Raw genomic sequence first — 19,511 nt, forward strand, 5'->3', positions numbered from 1 at the left:
TTATGAAAGACGTACTATGTATGTATTACTCCCGGACGGGCCATACCAAAAGGACCATGGAGGAGATCGCCCAGGCGCTGGACGCCGAGCTGGTGGAGCTCCAGGACGGGGTGTCCCGCAGCGGCTTTGGCGGCTGGCTCCGCTGCGGCCTGGACGCCATGCGCCGGACCACCAAGCCCATCCGGCCTTTCAAGACGGCGCATCCCGTCCGGGACTACCGGCTGGTGATCGTCGGCTCCCCGGTCTGGGCGGGGCGGTGCAGCTCCGTGGTCCGGGACTTTTTGAAGCGGTATGGCAAGGACCTGCAAAACGCCGCCTATGTCATCACCCGGGGCAGCGAGGACCGAAACGAGGAGGTCTTTGAGCAGATGGACCTGTATACGCCCTGCGGCCACCAGGCGGCGGTGTCCCTGCGGACGGACTCCGTGGGCTACGCCTTCTGGGAGGAGGAATTTCTGCGCCAGGTGCGGGACTTTTTGGGACAGAAGTAGGGACGCTTTCTTTCCAATTTTGAGAGAGGAGCGGCACCATGCTGGAAAAACTGAGAGAACTGGCCCTGCGCTATGAGGACCTGGAGGCCCAGCTGGCGGACCCGGCGGTCTACGGCGACGCTGGCCACCTGCGCACCATCAACCGGGAATTGAAGGAGCTGGGGCCTATCGTGGAAGCCTGGCACGCCTGGGAACAGGCGGAACAGCGGCGGACCGGGGCGGAGGCCCTGCTCCGGGACCCGGATCTCCGGGAGTTGGCCCAGGAGGAGCTTTCCGCCGCCAAGGCGGAGCTGGAGCGCCTCCGGGAAGAACTGAAAATTTTACTGCTGCCGAAGGACCCCAACGACAGCCGCAACGTCATCATGGAGCTGCGAAGCGGCGTCGGCGGGGAGGAGGGAGCGCTGTTCGCGGCCTCTCTCCTGCGGATGTACACCATGTACGCCCAAAACCACGGCTGGAAGATGGACATCGTAAACCTGAACGAGACGGAGCTTGGCGGCGTGAAGGAGTGCAGCGTCCTCATCGAGGGCGAGGGTGCCTTCTCCCGGCTGAAATTCGAGAGCGGCGTCCACCGGGTCCAGCGGGTGCCGGAGACGGAGTCCGGCGGGCGTATCCATACCAGCGCCGCCACGGTGGCGGTGCTGCCGGAGGCGGACGAGGTGGACGTGGAAATCAATCCCGCCGATATCGAGATGCAGGTCTACCGGGCCAGCGGCGCCGGCGGCCAGCACGTCAACAAGACCTCCTCTGCCGTGCGGCTGATCCACAGGCCCACCGGCGTGGTGGTGGAGTGCCAGCAGGAGCGGAGCCAGTTCCAGAACCGGGACAAGGCCATGCGGCTCCTGGCCTCCCGGCTTTACGAGATGGAGCAGGCCAAACAGGACGCCGACATCGCCAGCCGGCGGAAAAGCCAGGTGGGCAGCGGCGACCGCAGCGAGCGCATCCGGACCTACAACTTTCCCCAGGGCCGGGTGACGGACCACCGCATCGGCCTGACGCTGTATAAGCTCGACGCCGTCATGGACGGCGATCTGGACGAGCTGATCGACGCCCTGGTGACGGCGGACCAGGCGGAGAAGCTGAAAAGCGGGGGAGAGCAGGCATGAAGCGGGTGCGGCGCTGTCACATACGGCCTTTGGAAGAAGAGAGACGTAAGTACCGGGCAGACGCCCGATGAAGAGAGATAGAGGCGAACGATATGCAAACGATCTATTATGATTTGCGGGACACCAAGGGGCAGCAGAAGGAGATCGAGGACAAGATCTCCGCTGCCGCCAAGATCCTGCGGGAGGGCGGCCTTGTGGGCATTCCCACGGAGACAGTCTACGGTCTGGGCGCCAACGGACTGGACAAAAACGCGGTAAAGCGCATTTTTGAGGCCAAGGGGCGTCCCCAGGACAACCCCCTGATCCTCCATGTCACCGGACCCCAGTGGCTGCCCCGGTACTGTACGGACATCCCGCCCATGGCCTATGTGCTGGCCCGGAAGTTCTGGCCCGGCCCGCTGACCATGATCCTGAAGCGGCAGCCCATCGTGCCGGACGAGACCACGGCGGGGTTGAACACCGTCGCCATGCGGTGTCCCAACCATCCTGTGACATTGGCCATCATTCGGGAGGCGGGAGTGCCCATCGCGGCGCCCAGCGCCAACACCTCGGGCCGTCCCAGCTGCACCACGGCCCAGGATGTGCTGGAGGACATGGACGGCAAGATCGAGGGCGTGGTGGACGGCGGCCCCTGCACCGTGGGCGTGGAGTCCACCATCCTGGACCTGACCTGCGATCCGCCCCGCCTGCTGCGTCCCGGCGGACTGCCTCTGGAGGACCTGGAGCGCCTGATCGGCCATGTCGATGTGGACAAGGCCGTCACCAGCGCTCTGAAAGAGGGGGAGAAGCCTAAGGCTCCCGGCATGAAGTACCGCCACTACGCCCCCAAGGCGCCGGTCACAGTGGTCACCGGCGCGCCGGAGGCCTCCGCCCGGGAGATCGAGCGCCGGGTGGGACCCGCCTCCGGCGTGATCTGCTTTGACGAGTATGCCCACCTGTTCCCGAAGCAGGTGGTCCAGACCCTGGGGCCCAGCGGGGATAAGCTGATGCAGGCCCAGCGGGTGTTTGACGCCCTGCGGTTCTTTGACACCAGCAGCGTCACGGAGATCTACGCCCAGTGCCCGGACAACCGGGGGTTGGGCCTGGCCATCGGCAACCGGCTGAAAAAGGCCGCCGGCTTCCACGTGGTGGAGGCGGACAGCCACCGGGTGGTGCTGGGGCTCACCGGCGGCACCGGCGCGGGAAAGACCAGCGCCCTCAAGGCCATCCAGGAGCTGGGCGGCACGGTCATCGACTGCGACGCGGTGTACCATGAGATGCTGGAACAGAGCCAGGAGATGCGGAACGCCATCAACGAAAAATTCCCAGGCGTATTCGGCAAGGACGGGAAGCTGGACCGGCAGAAGCTGGGGCAGGAGGTCTTTGCCAAAAAGGACCGGCTGGCCCAGCTGAACAGCATCGTGTTCCGTTACCTGATCCCGGAGCTGGAGCGGCGGATGGAGAGCGCGGGCGACGGCCTGTACGCCATCGACGCCATCAACCTGCTGGAGAGCGGGGCGGACCGGCTGTGCGACCGCACCGTTGCGGTGACGGCCCCCACAGAGCTGCGTGTCCGGCGCATCATGGCCCGGGACGGCATCACGGAGCAGTACGCCCGCCTGCGGATCTCCGCCCAGAAGGCGGACGAGTACTACCGGAGCAAGTGCGACTGTGAGCTGGCCAATGCCGCCGAGACGGCGGAGGCGTTCCAGGAGGAGGCCAAACTGCAGCTTGCAAAACTGATCGAGACGATCACAGAGGAAAAACGGCATAAGAGCCAGTGATATGCAGACCATAGAGACGATCAGAAATGGAGGAGATCGAGATGTCTGACGAGACCAAGGAATTGAAAAAACAGCTTCTTTCCACAAAGAAGAACGGCTATGACAGGGAAGGCGGGGTGGACACCGCTGCCATGGAGGCCTACTGCGACGGCTATAAGGCATTTCTGGACGCCGGAAAGACCGAGCGGCTCTGCGCCGCCGAGACAGTCCGCCTGGCCGAGGAGCAGGGGTACAGGGCCTATGTCCGGGGCATGGATGTGAAGCCGGGGGACAAGGTGTATGTCTGTAACCGGGGCAAGGCGGTGATGCTGGCCCATATCGGCCGAAAGAGCCTGGCGGAGGGCGCCCAGATCGCCGCCGCCCACATCGATTCCCCCCGGCTGGACCTGAAGCCCAATCCCCTGTATGAGGACAGCGAGCTGGCCTATTTCAAGACCCACTACTACGGCGGCATCCGGAAATACCAGTGGGTGACCATTCCGCTGGAGCTTCACGGCGTGGTGGCCCTGAAGGACGGCACCAGCGTGACGGTGAACATCGGCGCCGGCGCGGGGGACCCCCGGCTGGTCATCACGGACCTGCTGCCCCACCTGGGGGCGGAGCAGAGCAAGAAGCCCCTGGCCAGCGCCATCCCCGGCGAGACGCTGAACCTGCTGCTGGGCAGCCGCCCCATCGGGGACGAGGAGGACACCGGCCGGGTGAAGCTGGCGGTGATGAAGCTGCTGCATGAGAAGTACGGCATCACGGAGGACGACTTCACCTCCGCCGAGCTGGAGGCCGTCCCCGCCGTCAGCGCCATGGATATCGGCCTGGACCGCAGCATGATCGGCGCCTACGGCCACGATGACCGGGTGTGCGGCTACGCGGCCCTCAAGGCCCTGCTGGACCTGGAGGAGACTCCGGCCAAGACCGCCGTCTGCCTTCTGGCGGACAAGGAGGAGATCGGCTCCGACGGTGTGACCGGCATGCAGTCCGCCGCCTTCGACACCTTTATGGAGGACCTGTGCGAGGCGCAGGGCGTGCCTGTCCGGGTGTGCTTTGAGAAGTCCTTCTGCTTAAGCGCCGACGTGACGGCGGCCTATGACCCCGATTACGCGGACGTGTACGAAAAGCGCAATTCCGCCTTTGTCAACTACGGCATCGGCCTGTGCAAGTATACCGGCGCCCGGGGCAAATCCGGCTCCTCCGACGCCGACGCGGAGACGGTGGCCTACGTCCGGCGCCTGTTCGACGATGCGGACGTCGTCTGGCAGATCGCGGAGCTGGGCAAGGTGGACGCCGGCGGCGGCGGCACCGTGGCCATGTATATGGCGAACCGCAACATCACCACGCTGGACGCGGGCGTTCCCGTGCTCAGCATGCATGCCCCCTTTGAAACGGTGGCGAAGCTGGACTGCTACGAGACCTACAAGGGCATGAAGGCCGTTTACCAGGCGGAGGAATAAGCGGATCGGACAGAGCCTCCCAGGCTTTTGATATGGAGGCAGGCATTTGCTGAACAGGGCTGTCTCTTAGAGCCAGTTTAAAATCTCTCAATACGCTGTCTGCACCGATCTTTTCCCGCCATACTATGTCGTTTTTCCTCGACATACACAAAGTATGCCTTCGTCAAACCGCCTTCGTCTGGCGAAAAAATTCCGGCACATCCAGCATATTTCGAGATATGAAACAGGCTCTTAGAAAGGCGGCATTTTGATCAGCGCCATCGGCATAGAAGCTTGTCTGGATCTATACACGCCTTGAGAGTATCGGGTATGCTGGCGATAGCTGCGGGATGACATACTCTCGAGAGTATGCTATAATAATACCATCCTAAGAGAAAAGGGGAAAACGCTAAAGAGGCGTTCCCGGAGGCCGCGTAAAATATTTTATAGTTTTTTCGCATTAAATACTTGACATTTGCGGCTGCGGGATGCGAATATGATAATGCCCCTGACAGGACAGATAACGGCCATAGAGAATCAGAAATTTGAAGGAGAGCATGAGCAAATGAAAAGCATAAAAAATAGATGTAAGATTGCCGTTGTTCAGGCTGAACCGGTCATGTTTGATAAGACGGCGTGTATCGATAAAGCGCTGCTGCTGATCAATGATGCGTCAGCGCACGGAGCTGAACTTATCGTGTTTCCTGAGCTGTTTATTCCAGGATATCCATTCGGCATGAATTTTGGATTCCGTACGGGAAGCCGGAGCACATCCGGCAGGCAAGACTGGAAACGGTATTATGACAACTCGATTTTGGCTGATGGCCCGGAAATGCAGCAATTGGCAGAGGCGGCAGTGAAACAGGGAATATTCCTCAGTATAGGGTACTCTGAAAGGGATGCTGTGAACGGCACGCTCTACAACTCAAATGTGATGATCTCACCCGATGGGACTGTGCTTAATCATAGAAAGCTGAAGCCCACAGGAAGTGAGCGGGTCATTTGGGGAGATGCGGACAAAGATTTTTTCCCGATCATGGAAACGCCATGGGGACCAATGGGAAATCTGATATGTTGGGAGAGCTATATGCCGCTTGCAAGAGTTGCTCTCTATGAGAAGGGGATCTCTTTATATATCTCTCCGAATACCAATGATAATAAGGAGTGGCAGAACACGATTCGCCATATCGCAATCGAAGGACACTGCTATTTTATTAACTGCGATATGATCATCAGAAAATCATCTTACCCAAATGATCTGAATGAATATGCTGCGTTGTCAGATATTCCTGAAATCGCCTGTAGGGGCGGCAGTTGCATCATAGACCCGTTCGGACATCAAGTTGGAGACTGTATATGGGATGAAGAGGGCATCATATATGCAGACCTTGATATGCAGGAAGTTCCGGCAAGTAAAATGGAGCATGATGTCTGCGGACATTATGCAAGACCGGATGTTTTGCATTTTAAATTTGAGGATTGAAATAGCAGAACTCAATTTGCCGCTCTAGTCTGAATGGATTGGCGAAATAAAGTGTAAAACCGCCCGCCTCGTTTCAAGCGAGGCGGGCGGTTTTGTGCGTGCTTAAAATTTCAACGCATGGCGTTGGCCTGTTGGCGGCCCTTTTTCGGGTTTTGTCATTTTGCCCACCATGGGCGGACAAAGGCGGCTTAGTTTCCCTGATTCCGACAAAAGAAATTTGGCGTTTTCGGTTGCGGCTCCGGTGAAATTGTGGTACCATGAACGACGTGCAAAGACAAATGACCGTAAGAGGTGGACGAAATGGCAAGAGAAATTAAATATTACATTGTAGCGGCAGAGGCTCTGCCGGAGATCTTCATCAAGGTGGCGGAGGCCAAGCGCATGATGCAGACCGGCGAGGTGGACACGGTGGGCGCGGCCACCAAGCTGGCTGGGATCAGCCGCAGTGCGTTCTACAAATATAAGGATTCCGTGCAGCCCTTCAACGACATGAAATCGGAGCATATCATCACGTTCCAGGCCATGCTGAAGGACAACACCGGCGTCCTCTCCCGGGTGCTGGCGGTGTTCGCAAATTCCGGCGCCAACATTCTGACCATCAACCAGAGCATCCCCACCAACGGATGCGCGGCGGTGACGATCTCCGCGGAGACCTCCGAGATGGCGGAGAGCCTGGAGCAGCTGCTCACGGACGTATCCGCGCTGGAGGGTGTCATCAAGTTCGAGATCCTGGCAGGCTGATGGAAGAGGGAAATGGGTATGATACAGATCGCGATTATGGGCCTTGGCACGGTGGGGACCGGTGTTGCCAAGGTGGTGGAGGAAAATGCCGAGCAGATCCAGCATAAGCTGGGGGAGCCGCTGCGGGTAAAGACCGTCCTGGTCCGGCATTTGAAAGACGGCCCCTACCGCCATCTGATGACGGATGATTTTCAGAAGATCGAGGCGGACCCCGAGATCCGCGTGGTGGTGGAGACCATCGGCGGCGTGGGAGCGGCCTATGAGTATACAAAGCGGGCGCTGGCGGCCGGCAAGCATGTGGTCACAGCCAACAAGCAGCTGGTGGCGGAAAAGGGCTGCGAGCTGCTGGAACTGGCGAAGGCGCATGATGTCAGCTACCTGTTTGAGGCCAGCGTGGGCGGCGGCATCCCTGTTCTGCATCCCCTGACACAGTGCATGGCGGCCAACCGCATCGACGAGATCTACGGTATCCTGAACGGCACGACCAACTACATCCTGACCCGGATGGTCCGGGCAGGCGCGACCTTTGCGGAGGCACTGGCGGAGGCCCAGGCCAAGGGATATGCCGAGGCGGACCCCACCGCGGATGTGGCGGGCATCGACGCGGGACGAAAGACCTGCATCCTGGCGGACCTGGCCTTTGGCCGCCAGGTGGACCCGGAGCAGGTCCCCATGGAGGGCATTGCCGGACTGTCTCTGGAGGACGTGAAGATCGCCCGCCGGGCGGGATACCGGGTCAAGCTGCTGGGCCGTGCCCTTCGGCTGCCGGAGGGCGGACACACCGCGTATGTGGCGCCCCATCTGATTTCGGAGGAGAACCCGATCTCCAATGTGGAGGATGTGTTCAACGCTGTGATGGTCCGGGGCAATGCCACCGGGGAGGTCATGTTTTACGGAAAGGGCGCCGGAGAGATGCCAACCGCCTCCGCCTGCGTGGCGGATGTGATGGAGTGCCTCCAGGCCAGCCCAAGACGGCAGGAGATCGGCTGGTCCGACAGCACCGAGGGCTTCCAGGACCCGGCGGAGCTGCGCACCCGCCACTATTTCCGCATCGCGGGGAGCCTTTCCGACGCGGCCGCGGCATTTGGAGACGTGGAGGTCCTCTCCGAAAACGGAGAGACGGCCTTCCTGACAGACGTCATCAGCGGACAGGACGCCGCGCGGCTGTCCGGGAAGCTGAACGTGCGGGCCTGCATGCGGGTGCTGGCGTGATTCCCAAACGCTCCGGTCCCTGCGTATGATGGGGTGGAGGGCAATGTCCAGACCAATCTGAAGCAAAGAAGGAAACACTATGAGTTTGATCGTACAAAAATTCGGCGGCAGCTCTGTCAAGGATGCCCAGCGCATCCGCCATGTCGCCGGTATCATTGCGGAGACCTACCTGGAGGGCAATGATGTCATCGTGGTCCTGTCCGCCCAGGGCGACACCACGGATGACCTGATCGCCAAGGCGGAGGAGATCAATCCCCACGCCTCCAAGCGGGAGATGGATATGCTCCTGTCCACCGGCGAGCAGATCTCGGTGGCGCTCTGTGCCATGGCGCTGGAGGCCATGGGCCTGCCCTGCGTCTCTCTGGCGGCCTGGCAGGTGGGCATCCGCTCCACGAGTGTCCACTCCGACGCGCGCATCAAGCGGATTGACCCTGAGCGCATCCAGGCGGAGCTGGACCAGCACCGCATCGTTCTCGTCACCGGGTTCCAGGGTGTGGACCGGCAGGGCGATGTGACCACCCTGGGCCGGGGCGGCTCCGATACCAGCGCCGTGGCGCTGGCGGCGGCGTTCCGGGCGAAGCTGTGCCAGATCTACACCGATGTGGACGGCGTGTATACCACCGATCCCCGCATCGTTCCCAACGCCCGGAAGCTGGAGGAGATCACTTACGATGAGATGCTGGAGCTGGCGTCCCAAGGCGCCCAGGTGCTCCACAACCGCAGCGTGGAGCTGGCGAAGAAGTTTAGAGTGAGTTTGGAAGTCGTGTCCAGTTTGGAGAGAAAGCCCGGCACGAAAGTTAAGGAGGTCACCAAAGTGGAGAAAACCAATATCGCGGGTGTCGCAAAGGATACCAGTATCGCCCGGATCGCCCTGATCGGCCTGCAGCACAATCCCGGCGTCGCGTTTCAGGTATTCGACCTGCTGAGCAGGCATAACATCAACGTGGACGTGATCCTGCAGTCTATCGGCCGTGAGGATACCAAGGATATCACCTTCACCGTACACAGAAAGGACCTGGAGGACGCGGAGGATATCCTGAATGAGAACAAGGAGGCCCTGCGGTTCCACCACATCGAGTCTGACGAGCACATCGGCAAGGTGTCCATCGTGGGCGCCGGTCTGATGAGCAACTGCGGCGTGGCCGCCAAGATGTTCGAGGCGCTGTATGAGGCGGGCATCAACATTCAGATGATTAACACCTCTGAGATCCGCGTTTCCGTCCTGCTGGATGAGGAGGATGTGAACCGGGCGGTCAAGGCCATCCACGCGAAATTCTTTGACGAGATATAATAGAGATATCCAATATCAGATCATGCTGCCCGTTCAAAGCCCCGTGGATCCGTTCCCGCGGGGCTTTTTCTGCCATTCCGGCAATTTCACCAGCAGCGGATCGAAATTCAAAATTGACCGTGCTATGATGAAAATGACAAACGAGGATTTGCGCCGGAGGAGAAATCAGAATATACAGGAGGCCGCCTATGGATAAAGCCGGGCTTTTGGAGCTGATCGCCAGGATCAATACAAAGGATGAGCATTATATTGTAAGCACGGAAACGGCCAGCTGGAAAGCGCGCCGGGAGGCGGAGACCCTTACTGACCCGGCGCTTTTCCCCCTTCTTCAGGAAATTATTGAGGAACATGACGGCAAGAAGAAAGACCAGCGCGAGATACGAAATGCCGCTTATTTCATTTTTGGCCGTCTGATGCAGGCGTCTTTTGAGGAGGGGGCATGCGCCTTTTTCCTGCAGCGGCTGGGTGCGGAAACGGATAAATATATCCTCAGCTCCATGTTAGACCGCGTGCATGACTGGTGGAGACTGGCAGGAAAAACAGTTCCTGCCGGCCTGGATATTTCCAACATTCTCACCTTGGCAAAAGAGGATCGCCGTCCAGTACGACACAGCGCCATCCGCGCTTTAGGCGCCTGTCCAAGAGAAGAGAGCAGGAATATTCTGCATGATTATCTCCTGCAGGAGGACGAGAAGGCGTATCAGTATGAGATCTATTATGCGAATATCGCGATGCAGGGCATCGGCGAACCAGAGGACATTCCTCTCTTGGAGCGATTCCTGAAAAGCCGCCGCCCGGACATAAAAATGACTGCCCAATACGCCATTCAGTTTATCCAAGAGCGGAACCAGTTCTAAAATTCGAGTTTTTGTTGTAGGGGCAGTTATCCGGTGGGGGGGGGAACTGCCCATTGGGTCATTTTGACAGAAAAATTGGAAAATAGAGCAGCAGCGGCACCGAAGGTAAAAGGGAGTTTTGGGATTTGAGATTTACTTTGCCGCCGGAACATGCTAAAATAAATCAATTACGTTCCGTTTCATAAGGAGGAAGCTTCATGAACGCTATCGTTACCGTCGTGGGCCAGGACAAGGTGGGCATCATCGCCGCCATCTGTATCCGTCTGGCCGAGTACAATGTCAATATCCTGGATATCTCCCAGACCATCCTCCAGGGGGCCTTCACCATGGTCATGGCTGTGGATGTCAGCAAAGCCACCGCCACGATCGGAGAGCTGGGCGCCGCCCTGGCGGAGCTGGGCAGCGAGATGGAGCTCTCCATCCGCATCCAGCGGGAAGAGATCTTCGACGCGATGCACAACATTTAAGGAGGGGAGACCATGCTCAACCAGAAGGAGATCCTCTCCACCATTGAAATGATCGACCAGCAGCATCTGGACATTCGCACCATCACCATGGGCATCTCCCTCCTCAGCTGCTGCGACCCGGACCCCAGGCGGGCCTGTGATAAGATCTACGAGAAGATTACCCGCTATGCCGAAAAGCTGGTCAGGACCGGCGAGGACATCGAACGGGAATTCGGCATCCCCATCGTCAACAAGCGCATCTCCGTGACGCCCATGGCCCTGGTGGCCGGCGCCAGCGAGACCGGGGACTATGTGCCCTTTGCCCTGGCGATGGACCGGGCGGCCCAGACCTGCGGCGTGAACTTCATCGGCGGCTATTCCGCCCTGGTGCAGAAGGGCATGACGCTGGCGGACGAAAAGCTCATCCGCTCCATTCCCGAGGCTTTGGCCCGGACGGAGCTGGTTTGCTCCTCCGTCAACGTGGGCTCCACCAAGGCGGGCATCAACATGGACGCCGTGGCCCTCATGGGCCGTATCATCAAAGACACCGCCGAGGCCACCCGGGACCGGGACGGCCTGGGCTGCGCCAAGCTGGTGGTGTTCTGCAACGCTGTGGAGGACAACCCCTTCATGGCGGGCGCTTTCCACGGCGTGGGCGAGGCGGAGAAAGTCATCAACGTGGGTGTCTCCGGTCCCGGCGTGGTCCACCACGCCCTGCAGGCCGTGAAGGGCCAGCCCTTCGACGTGGTGGCGGAGACAGTGAAAAAGACCGCTTTCCGCATCACCCGCATGGGCCAGCTGGTGGCCCAGGAGGCCTCCCGCCGCCTGGACACGCCCTTTGGCATCGTGGACCTGTCCCTGGCTCCCACCCCCGCCGTGGGCGACAGCGTGGCCCGCATCCTGGAGGAGATGGGCCTGGAGATCTGCGGCACCCACGGCACCACAGCGGCCCTGGCCCTGCTGAACGACGCGGTGAAAAAGGGCGGCGTGATGGCGTCCTCCTCCGTGGGCGGCCTGTCCGGCGCGTTTATCCCTGTCAGTGAGGACGAGGGCATGATCGCCGCCGCCAAGGCCGGCACGCTCTGCCTGGATAAGCTGGAGGCCATGACCTGCGTCTGCTCCGTGGGCCTGGACATGATCGCCGTTCCCGGCGACACCCCGGCGGAGACTATCTCCGCCATCATTGCCGACGAGGCTGCCATCGGCATGGTGAACTGCAAGACCACCGCCGTCCGCCTGCTGCCCGCTCCAGGCAAGACCGTGGGCGGCACCATCGAGATGGGCGGCCTGCTGGGCAGCGCCCCGGTGATGCCGGTGCATCCCGAGTCCAGCGCGGCCTTTATCGCACGGGGCGGCCGCATCCCCGCGCCCATGCACAGCCTGAAGAACTGAAAAACGCTGCCGGGGCCATGCTTTCGGCCCCTTGATGTCTGCTTGCAGAGACACTGATAGAAAAATCCGCTTCGGTCCTTGCGCATTCCGTGCGGATGTGCTAAAATCAGGATCATTAAAACCGGTGTGGATTTTTCGGCCTGCTTCAGGTCCTTTTCGCCACGCAATCATCCTGTTGGATGATTGCGTGGCTTTTTCCGCTAAAAATTCACACGGCATTCGCAGGAGGCGGGTATGGACGAACATTTTATGAAGGAAAGACCTGTTTTTCCCCTGATCACATCGATGGCGCTTCCCATGGTCATTTCCATGCTGGTCAATTCACTGTACAACATCGTGGACGGCTTTTTTGTGGCCCAGATCAGTGAGGACGCTATGACCGCCCTGTCCCTGGTCTATCCGGTTCAGAACTTGATCAACGCGGTGGCCATCGGCTTCGGCGTGGGACTGAACGCGGTCATCTCCTTCCACCTGGGGGCGGAGGACCGGGAGACGGCCAATATCGCGGCGGCCCACGGCTTTGCCTTTGCCGTGCTCCACGGCGCCGTTATGACGGTGGGGAGCCTGGCGGTGCTGCCCGCCTTTCTGCGGATGTTCACCAGCTCCGATGCGGTGGTCGACCTGGGGGTGCGGTACGGCAGGATCGTGTTCGCGTTTTCCTTGGTCACCATGCTGAGCCTCTCCTTTGAGAAGCTGTTTCAGTCCGTGGGGAGGATGAAGGTCACCATGACCAGCCTGCTGTGCGGCTGCATCGCCAACATCATTTTGGACCCGCTGCTGATCTCGGGGATCGGATTTTTCCCGGAGATGGGCATCGAGGGGGCGGCTGCGGCGACGGTGATCGGGCAGGTCCTGACCGTGGCTGTCTATCTGGCTGTCTATTTGGGCAGATCCTTTCCCATCCAGCTCCGGTGGAAGTATCTTGTGCGGAACAGGGCGATCGACCGCAGACTCTATGCCGTGGGCGTTCCGGCCATGCTGAACCTGGCCCTGCCGTCCCTGCTGGTCTCCTGCCTGAACGCGCTTCTGACCGCGTACGCCCAGAGCTATGTGGTCATTTTGGGCATCTATTACAAATTGCAGACCTTCCTGTACCTGCCGGCCAACGGCATCGTGCAGGGGATGCGGCCCGTCATTGGGTACAATTTCGGCGCGGGGGAGTATGGCAGGGTCAAAAAGATCTACGAGGTCACGCTCCGCATGTGCGGAGCCATCATGGCGCTGGGGACCGTGGTGTGCCTGCTGGCCTCCGGACAGCTGGTGGGGCTGTATACCGACAGCCCGGAGACCATCGCGGCGGGGCAGACCGCCCTCCGTATCATCAGCGCCGGCTTCCTGATCTCGGCGGTATCCGTGACGACCTCCGGAGCCTTGGAGGGCCTTGGCAAGGGAACACAGTCCCTGGTGATCTCCGTGTGCCGCTATGTGGCGGTCATCATCCCGGCGGCGTTTGTGCTGTCCCGGCTCTGGGGGCCGGTGGGCGTCTGGCACGCGTTTTGGGTGACAGAGGCTGTGACTGCCGCCATCGCGGCCGTGGTATACCGGAGATCCGTGGAGATGCCTTGACAAAACAGAGAAAAAGCGGCATCTGGGAGACCCCGGATGCCGCTTTTTTAATTTGCGGGAGTGATTTTAGATGTCTTTATTCAGAACGCCGTCCAAAGCCTTGCTGAGGATGATGTACAGGACGAAGGTCACGACCATGCTGACAATGGCGGGAACCAGGAAGCTGTGCTGCAGGGCCACATAACCGATGGCAGTGCCCAGCGCCCAGGTGATGATGCCGACCCAGTTGATGGCCTTGTTCTCCTTGCTCTTCTTCACGCAGTAGTGTTCCGCGATGATGAGGGCGGGAACGGGGGGCAGCAGCACAGACAGGGTCTGCACCACGGGGAGCAGATACTTGGTGGCGCCCACAGCGGCAAAGATGGCGGCTGCGGCGGCGATGATGACAGCCAGAACGGAGTGCTTCACCCTGCCCTCCAGCGGGGTGTCCTTCATCACATTCTGCAGAGCCAGACCGGCGCTGTAAATGTTGTTGTCCTGGGTGGTCCAGACACAGAAGATGGCACAGATAAACACCAGGATCCCCAGGCCCAGAGCGGCGGTGGCGGGCACGAAACCGCTCTCACCAGTGGCCTGCGCAGTCATGATGCCGATGACTTCCAGCCCAAACAGGCCGATGGTGACGGCGATAGGGGCGCCAATGGCGACATGGGAGGTCTTTTTGGCATAACGGCAGACGTCCGGGGAGACGATGCAGCCGAACACCCAGGCGCCGACGAAAGAAGTGGAGCCGGCGGCAAAGGAGATCTGGGCATCAGAGGCGGGCGCATACTGGAACACAGTGCCGTAGCCGGCTTTGGAGCCGATGGCAATGGCACAGGCGATGGTCAAAATGATGGCGCAGGGCACACCCAGCCAGCTGACGATCTCCAGGCCTTTCACGCCGCGGATAGCGGACTGGGCCCACAGGGCCACGACGATGATGGAGGTGATGCCGACAGGGATGGGCCACCAGCCGAAGTTGGAGACGATCAGGTTGGAGAACGTGTCCGCATTCACCGCGATCCAGTTGACAGCGGAGATCGCCAGCAGGAAGGACAGAATGGAGGAACTTCTCGCCCCCAGGGATTTCCGGGACAAAACGGAAGTGGAGAGGCCAGTCTGGCAGGCGATGATGCCCAGGAAGGTGGCGACGATGATCAGCATCAGGTTGCCCACAGCGCAGGCCGCGACGGCCTCCTTGAAGGGCATTTTGAAGCCAACAGTCGCTCCGGTGACGAAGTTGGACAGGGAAATGGTGTAGCCGGTGAGGATAACGAGGATACTGCCTACACTTTTGCGGGCGCTGTCAGGAACCGTTTCGAATACGTGTTCCAGTTCGCTGCCATTTTCCTGCGGGGGCGCATTTTTCTCTTTCTCGTTCATTACTCAATCTCCTTTTTTCTCGATTTTTATGCGGTTTTCGAGGCGCAATTGCTAGCAATTGCCGGGAAGCGGTACCGCTTCCCGGAATATCTCTCTGAATTCCCATGATTTTCAGAAGGGGCCTGCCCCGAATGGATGATACCGGTCAAGCCACACATCTTTGCTAAAATATGGGGGAATTAACTGGTAGATCCTGGGTTCAGGATAGTTTGATACAGGGGAAAAGTCAAATATCTTTTTCCTAAGGGATGCCGGGTTTGATACATTTTATAAATAATCAAAAATAGTCAAATCAAGCTGGATGCTATATGTTATGCACTGTTGGGAATGCGGAAGATACGGTCCCTCTTTTCGAGCCGGCTGCTCAGGTGGAACGCACAAAGGGCGTGTGGATGGGGGTTCCATCCGCACGCCCTTGTGTTGCAATGATTATAGGACTGGGGCCGGTATACCGTCAATGGTATTATGATACAAAATTATGAAATAAAGGCGGGAATGTCTTGGATAAAAAAATTTTCAGAGCACCAGAGGTCCAAGAAAAACCGGGAGCCTCTGAAAAGCGCCGCCTGTCTCCATCCAAATGCCGATGATCACAAAATGCTGGACAGCAAAGGGACCGTTCTTTTAATATTGGATATATTGGATTTAAAACCCAGCCTCCGTGAATTTCAGCTTGTCCCGGTCGATCTGCTTTTGATAGCGGTCCGCCTCGGAAAAGACGCAGCCGCAGTACTTCTGCATGTAAAAGCCCAGTTCCCGGGCCCGCTGGTTCCCCGCCCGGAAATTGGGGCGGAAATCCCGGTACAGGAACTCCACGCCGTATTGTTTGGCATACCGCTCCGCCGCCTCCGCAATTTTCTCGTGGTTCTGGTAAATGCTGGCCAGCAGCGTGGTGGTGAAGTGGGTGAAGCCGTGTTCCGCGGCGTATTGGGCGGCGCCCTCCAGCCGGTGCTCATAGCAGTAGGCGCAGCGGTGGTCAATGTCCTCCGCCACGTGCTCCACGAACCGGCGCAGGCCGTAGTCCTCCCGGACCCGGACCTCCATGTGGATGGTGGGGGCGTATTCCAGCAGGCAGTCTCGCCGGGCCTGGTACTCCTTCCAGGGGTGGATGTTGGGGTTATACCAAAAGGCAACCGGCTCGATGCCCTCGGCCCGCAGGGGGTCGATGCAGGAGAGGGAGCAGGGGGCGCAGCAGCAGTGCAGCAAAACAGTGTTCATAGGCGATCCTCGTTTCCGTTCTGAATGGGACAAGTATAGCATAAAAATGACAAAAGGCAAAGCACTTCCCATCATTGCTTTCTTAACAAATTCTTTACAGACTGGCGGAATTTTGACGATTGCACATTTTGTCGAAAAAGAGTATGATATCAACTAATATGGGATTTTGCGTTTTTCCACCGGAAAGGGTGGAGAAACCGTTTACCTGAAGGAGGAAGCAGCCTTGAAAGTAGGTCTTGACGTGGGGTCCACCACCATCAAATGCGTGGTGCTGGACGAAACGGACAACATCTTATACAGTACATACGAGCGGCATTTCAGCCATATCTTGGAGAAGTCCGAGGAGCTGCTGCGCCGGGTGGCGGAGCAGTATGTCCCCGGCGGACGGGCGGAACTGGCCATCTCAGGCTCCGCCGGCATGGGCATGGCGGACAGCGTGGAGGTCCCCTTTGTCCAGGAGGTGTTTGCCACCCGGGTGGCCGCCAACCGCCTGGCGCCGGGGACGGACTGCATCATCGAGCTGGGCGGTGAGGACGCGAAGATCCTGTTCCTCACTGGCGGCACCGAGGTCCGCATGAACGGCTCCTGTGCCGGCGGCACCGGTGCGTTCATCGACCAGATGGCGACCCTCTTGAAGATGACGGCGGACGAGATGGACGCCGCCGCCCAAAAGGCGGAAAAGACGTATACCATCGCGTCCCGCTGCGGCGTGTTCGCCAAGAGCGATGTGCAGCCCCTCATCAACCAGGGCGCCAGGGCGGAGGACATCTCCGCCAGCATCTACCAGGCGGTGGTGAACCAGACCATCGCGGGCCTGGCCCAGGGCCGGCCCATCCAGGGCAATGTCTTGTACCTGGGCGGACCGCTGACCTTTTCCAGCGTCCTGCGGAAGAGCTTCGACAGGACCCTGGGCGTTCACGGCACCTGCCCGGAGAACAGCCTGCTGTTCGTGGCCATGGGCGCGGCGTTCTATTCCGACCGGGAATTTGACCTGGTGGAGGTGGCGGAGCGGCTGCGAAAGCACGGCGCGTCCGAGACCTACCGCAGCCAGCCCGCGCTGTTCTCCAGCCGCGGGGAATATGAGGCGTTCCAGGCGCGGCACGCCAAGGCCTCCGTGCCCCGGATGCCCTTCGGCCCGGACTACGCCGCCCCGGTCCACATCGGCATCGACTCCGGCTCCACCACGGTGAAGCTGGTGGTCATCGACGAGGACGCCCGCATCCTGTTCACCGACTACCGCCCCAATCTGGGCAACCCCGTGCCCCTGATCCGGGAGGTTTTGCAGAAGCTCTATGACGAGCATCCGGCCCTGCACGTGGCCTCCGTCACCACCACCGGCTACGGCGAGGATCTGGCGAAGAACGCCTTCCACGCGGACTACGGCGTGGTGGAGACCGTGGCCCATTTCACCGCCGCCCGGCACTTCCTGCCCAATGTGGACTTCATCATCGACATCGGCGGCCAGGATATGAAGTGCTTCAAGATCGAGGACGGGGCCATCAGCAACATCTTCCTGAATGAGGCATGTTCCTCCGGCTGCGGCAGCTTTTTGCAGACCTTCGCCCAGGCCCTGGGCTATGACGTGAAGGAGTTTGCCAAGCTGGGCCTGTTCGCGGACAGGCCCGTGGACCTGGGCAGCCGCTGCACGGTGTTCATGAACTCCAGTGTGAAGCAGGCCCAGAAGGACGGGGCCACCATTGAGAACATCTCCGCGGGGCTCTCCATCTCCGTGGTGAAAAACGCCATCTACAAGGTCATCCGGGCCGCGTCTCCCGAGGAGCTGGGCCGGAATATCGTGGTCCAGGGCGGCACGTTTTACAACGAGGCCGTGCTCCGGGCCTTTGAGAAGGAGATGGGCGTGGAGGTCATCCGGCCAGACATCGCGGGCCTGATGGGCGCCTACGGCGCGGCGCTGTACGGCCAGGGCAAGTCCGCCAACGGCCAGACCAGCACGCTGCTGGACAGGGCCACGCTGGCGGCATTTACCCAGGAGACCCGCAGCGAGGTCTGCGGCCGCTGCGGCAACAACTGCCAGCTGACCATCAACACCTTTGCCGACGGCGGCACCTTCATCAGCGGCAACCGCTGCGACCGGCCCGTCACCGGTAAGGCGGACACCGGAGAGCGGAACCTGTACGAATATAAGCGGAAGCTGATCCTGGGCTACAAGCCCGTCCCCGGCAAGCGGGGCAAAATCGGCCTGCCCCTGTGCCTGAATTTCTGGGAATTGCTGCCCTTCTGGCACACCTTCTTCACAAAGCTGGGCTTCGCGGTGTATCACAGCCCCCTTTCCAGCCGGGACCTGTATCTGAAGGGGCAGGGGACCATCCCCAGCGACACCGCCTGCTTCCCGGCCAAGCTGGCCCACGGCCACATCCAGTTCCTGTCCAGGCTGGGACTGGACGCCATCTTCTATCCCTGCATGACCTATAACATCGACGAGGGCTTGGGACAGAACAACTACAACTGCCCCGTGGTGGCCTACTATCCCGAGGTCATCGCCGGAAACTGCCCGGAGGTCAAGGACACCAAGTTTATCTATGACTACGTGGGCATCCACCGGCCCAAGGATTTCAACCGGAAGATGTACGCCATCCTGGGCAAGTATTTCGCAGGCATCTCCAAGAAGGAGATCCAGCAGGCGGCCGACGCGGCCTATGCCGAGTACGCCAACCACATGTCCCTGATCCGGAAGGAGGGGGCGCGCATCATCGACCAGGCCCGGGCGGAGGGCCGCCGCATCATCGTGCTGGCGGGCCGTCCCTACCATGTGGACCCGGAGGTCAACCACGGCATCGACACGCTCATCACCCGGTCCGGCGCGGCGGTGGTGACGGAGGACTCCATCTCCGACCGGGTGGAGAAGTTCCCCACCACGGTGCTGAACCAGTGGACCTATCACTCCCGCCTGTACGCGGCGGCGAAATACTGCTGCTCCCAGCCGGATATGGACCTGGTGCATCTGGTCAGCTTCGGCTGCGGCGTGGACGCCATCACCTCCGACGAGACCCGGGAAATTTTGCAGGCGGGGGGCAAGCTGTACACCCAGCTGAAGATCGACGAGATCACCAACCTGGGCGCGGTGCGCATCCGTCTGCGGAGCCTGTTCGCCGCCCTGGACGAGCAGGACGAGAAACACGCAAAGGAGGTGTAACG

Annotated in this window: 15 protein-coding genes; 13 read left to right on the top strand and 2 right to left on the bottom strand. The window is 60.1% G+C overall.

Annotation, left to right across the window (positions count from 1 at the left end; translation table 11 throughout):
* Positions 1-2: 2 nt before the first annotated feature.
* The 12 genes from Q0Z71_RS03540 to Q0Z71_RS03595 all read left to right on the top strand — a co-directional run bounded on the left by Q0Z71_RS03540 (position 3) and on the right by Q0Z71_RS03595 (position 13,772).
* Positions 3-491 carry a hypothetical protein gene (locus Q0Z71_RS03540; protein WP_298018344.1) on the top strand — a complete coding sequence of 163 codons (489 nt, stop codon included), beginning with the start codon at positions 3-5 and terminating at the stop codon, positions 489-491.
* Positions 492-529: 38 nt separating this feature from the next.
* Positions 530-1,597, top strand: a complete 1,068-nt coding sequence (prfA, locus tag Q0Z71_RS03545; RefSeq protein ID WP_298018347.1) for a peptide chain release factor 1 — start codon at positions 530-532, stop codon at positions 1,595-1,597.
* A gap of 92 nt (positions 1,598-1,689) precedes the next feature.
* The gene (locus tag Q0Z71_RS03550) at positions 1,690-3,360 is read left to right on the top strand and encodes an L-threonylcarbamoyladenylate synthase (protein ID WP_298018350.1); all 1,671 of its coding nucleotides are present in this window, start codon (positions 1,690-1,692) and stop codon (positions 3,358-3,360) included.
* Positions 3,361-3,401: 41 nt separating this feature from the next.
* Positions 3,402-4,805, top strand: coding sequence for an aminopeptidase (locus tag Q0Z71_RS03555; protein WP_298018353.1), 1,404 nt, complete (start codon positions 3,402-3,404; stop codon positions 4,803-4,805).
* A gap of 544 nt (positions 4,806-5,349) precedes the next feature.
* Positions 5,350-6,267, top strand: a complete 918-nt coding sequence (locus Q0Z71_RS03560) for a carbon-nitrogen hydrolase family protein (protein ID WP_298018356.1) — start codon at positions 5,350-5,352, stop codon at positions 6,265-6,267.
* A 300-nt stretch (positions 6,268-6,567) separates the two neighbouring features.
* A complete protein-coding gene (locus Q0Z71_RS03565) occupies positions 6,568-7,008 on the top strand; it encodes an ACT domain-containing protein (RefSeq protein ID WP_298018361.1) in 441 nt (146 codons plus the stop codon).
* An 18-nt stretch (positions 7,009-7,026) separates the two neighbouring features.
* Positions 7,027-8,220: a homoserine dehydrogenase gene (locus Q0Z71_RS03570; RefSeq protein WP_298018363.1), complete on the top strand. Its 1,194-nt coding sequence runs from the start codon at positions 7,027-7,029 to the stop codon at positions 8,218-8,220.
* Between the two features lie 79 nt (positions 8,221-8,299).
* Positions 8,300-9,511, top strand: a complete 1,212-nt coding sequence (locus tag Q0Z71_RS03575; protein WP_298018366.1) for an aspartate kinase — start codon at positions 8,300-8,302, stop codon at positions 9,509-9,511.
* A 188-nt stretch (positions 9,512-9,699) separates the two neighbouring features.
* Positions 9,700-10,368, top strand: a complete 669-nt coding sequence (locus Q0Z71_RS03580) for a HEAT repeat domain-containing protein (protein ID WP_298018369.1) — start codon at positions 9,700-9,702, stop codon at positions 10,366-10,368.
* 197 nt (positions 10,369-10,565) lie between these two features.
* The gene (locus tag Q0Z71_RS03585; protein ID WP_298018372.1) at positions 10,566-10,835 is read left to right on the top strand and encodes an ACT domain-containing protein; all 270 of its coding nucleotides are present in this window, start codon (positions 10,566-10,568) and stop codon (positions 10,833-10,835) included.
* Positions 10,836-10,847: 12 nt separating this feature from the next.
* Complete coding sequence (locus Q0Z71_RS03590; protein ID WP_298018375.1) at positions 10,848-12,206, top strand: PFL family protein; 1,359 nt, start codon at positions 10,848-10,850, stop codon at positions 12,204-12,206.
* A 234-nt stretch (positions 12,207-12,440) separates the two neighbouring features.
* Positions 12,441-13,772, top strand: coding sequence for an MATE family efflux transporter (locus tag Q0Z71_RS03595; protein ID WP_298018378.1), 1,332 nt, complete (start codon positions 12,441-12,443; stop codon positions 13,770-13,772).
* Positions 13,773-13,838: 66 nt separating this feature from the next.
* Here the strand turns inward: Q0Z71_RS03595 and Q0Z71_RS03600 are convergent, their stop codons facing one another.
* Positions 13,839-15,137: a cytosine permease gene (locus Q0Z71_RS03600; protein WP_298018381.1), complete on the bottom strand. Its 1,299-nt coding sequence runs from the start codon at positions 15,135-15,137 to the stop codon at positions 13,839-13,841.
* Positions 15,138-15,782: 645 nt separating this feature from the next.
* Positions 15,783-16,355 (bottom strand): epoxyqueuosine reductase QueH, encoded by a 573-nt coding sequence (locus Q0Z71_RS03605; protein WP_298018384.1) that lies wholly within the window; start codon positions 16,353-16,355, stop codon positions 15,783-15,785.
* A 223-nt stretch (positions 16,356-16,578) separates the two neighbouring features.
* Here Q0Z71_RS03605 and Q0Z71_RS03610 point away from each other — a divergent pair, with 223 nt between their 5' ends.
* Entirely contained in the window at positions 16,579-19,509 is a 2,931-nt protein-coding gene (locus Q0Z71_RS03610) for an acyl-CoA dehydratase activase (protein WP_298018386.1), read from the top strand.
* The last annotated feature ends 2 nt before the right edge of the window (positions 19,510-19,511 follow it).

The organism is uncultured Dysosmobacter sp. (genome assembly GCF_947631635.1).
Lineage (GTDB): Bacteria > Bacillota > Clostridia > Oscillospirales > Oscillospiraceae > Oscillibacter.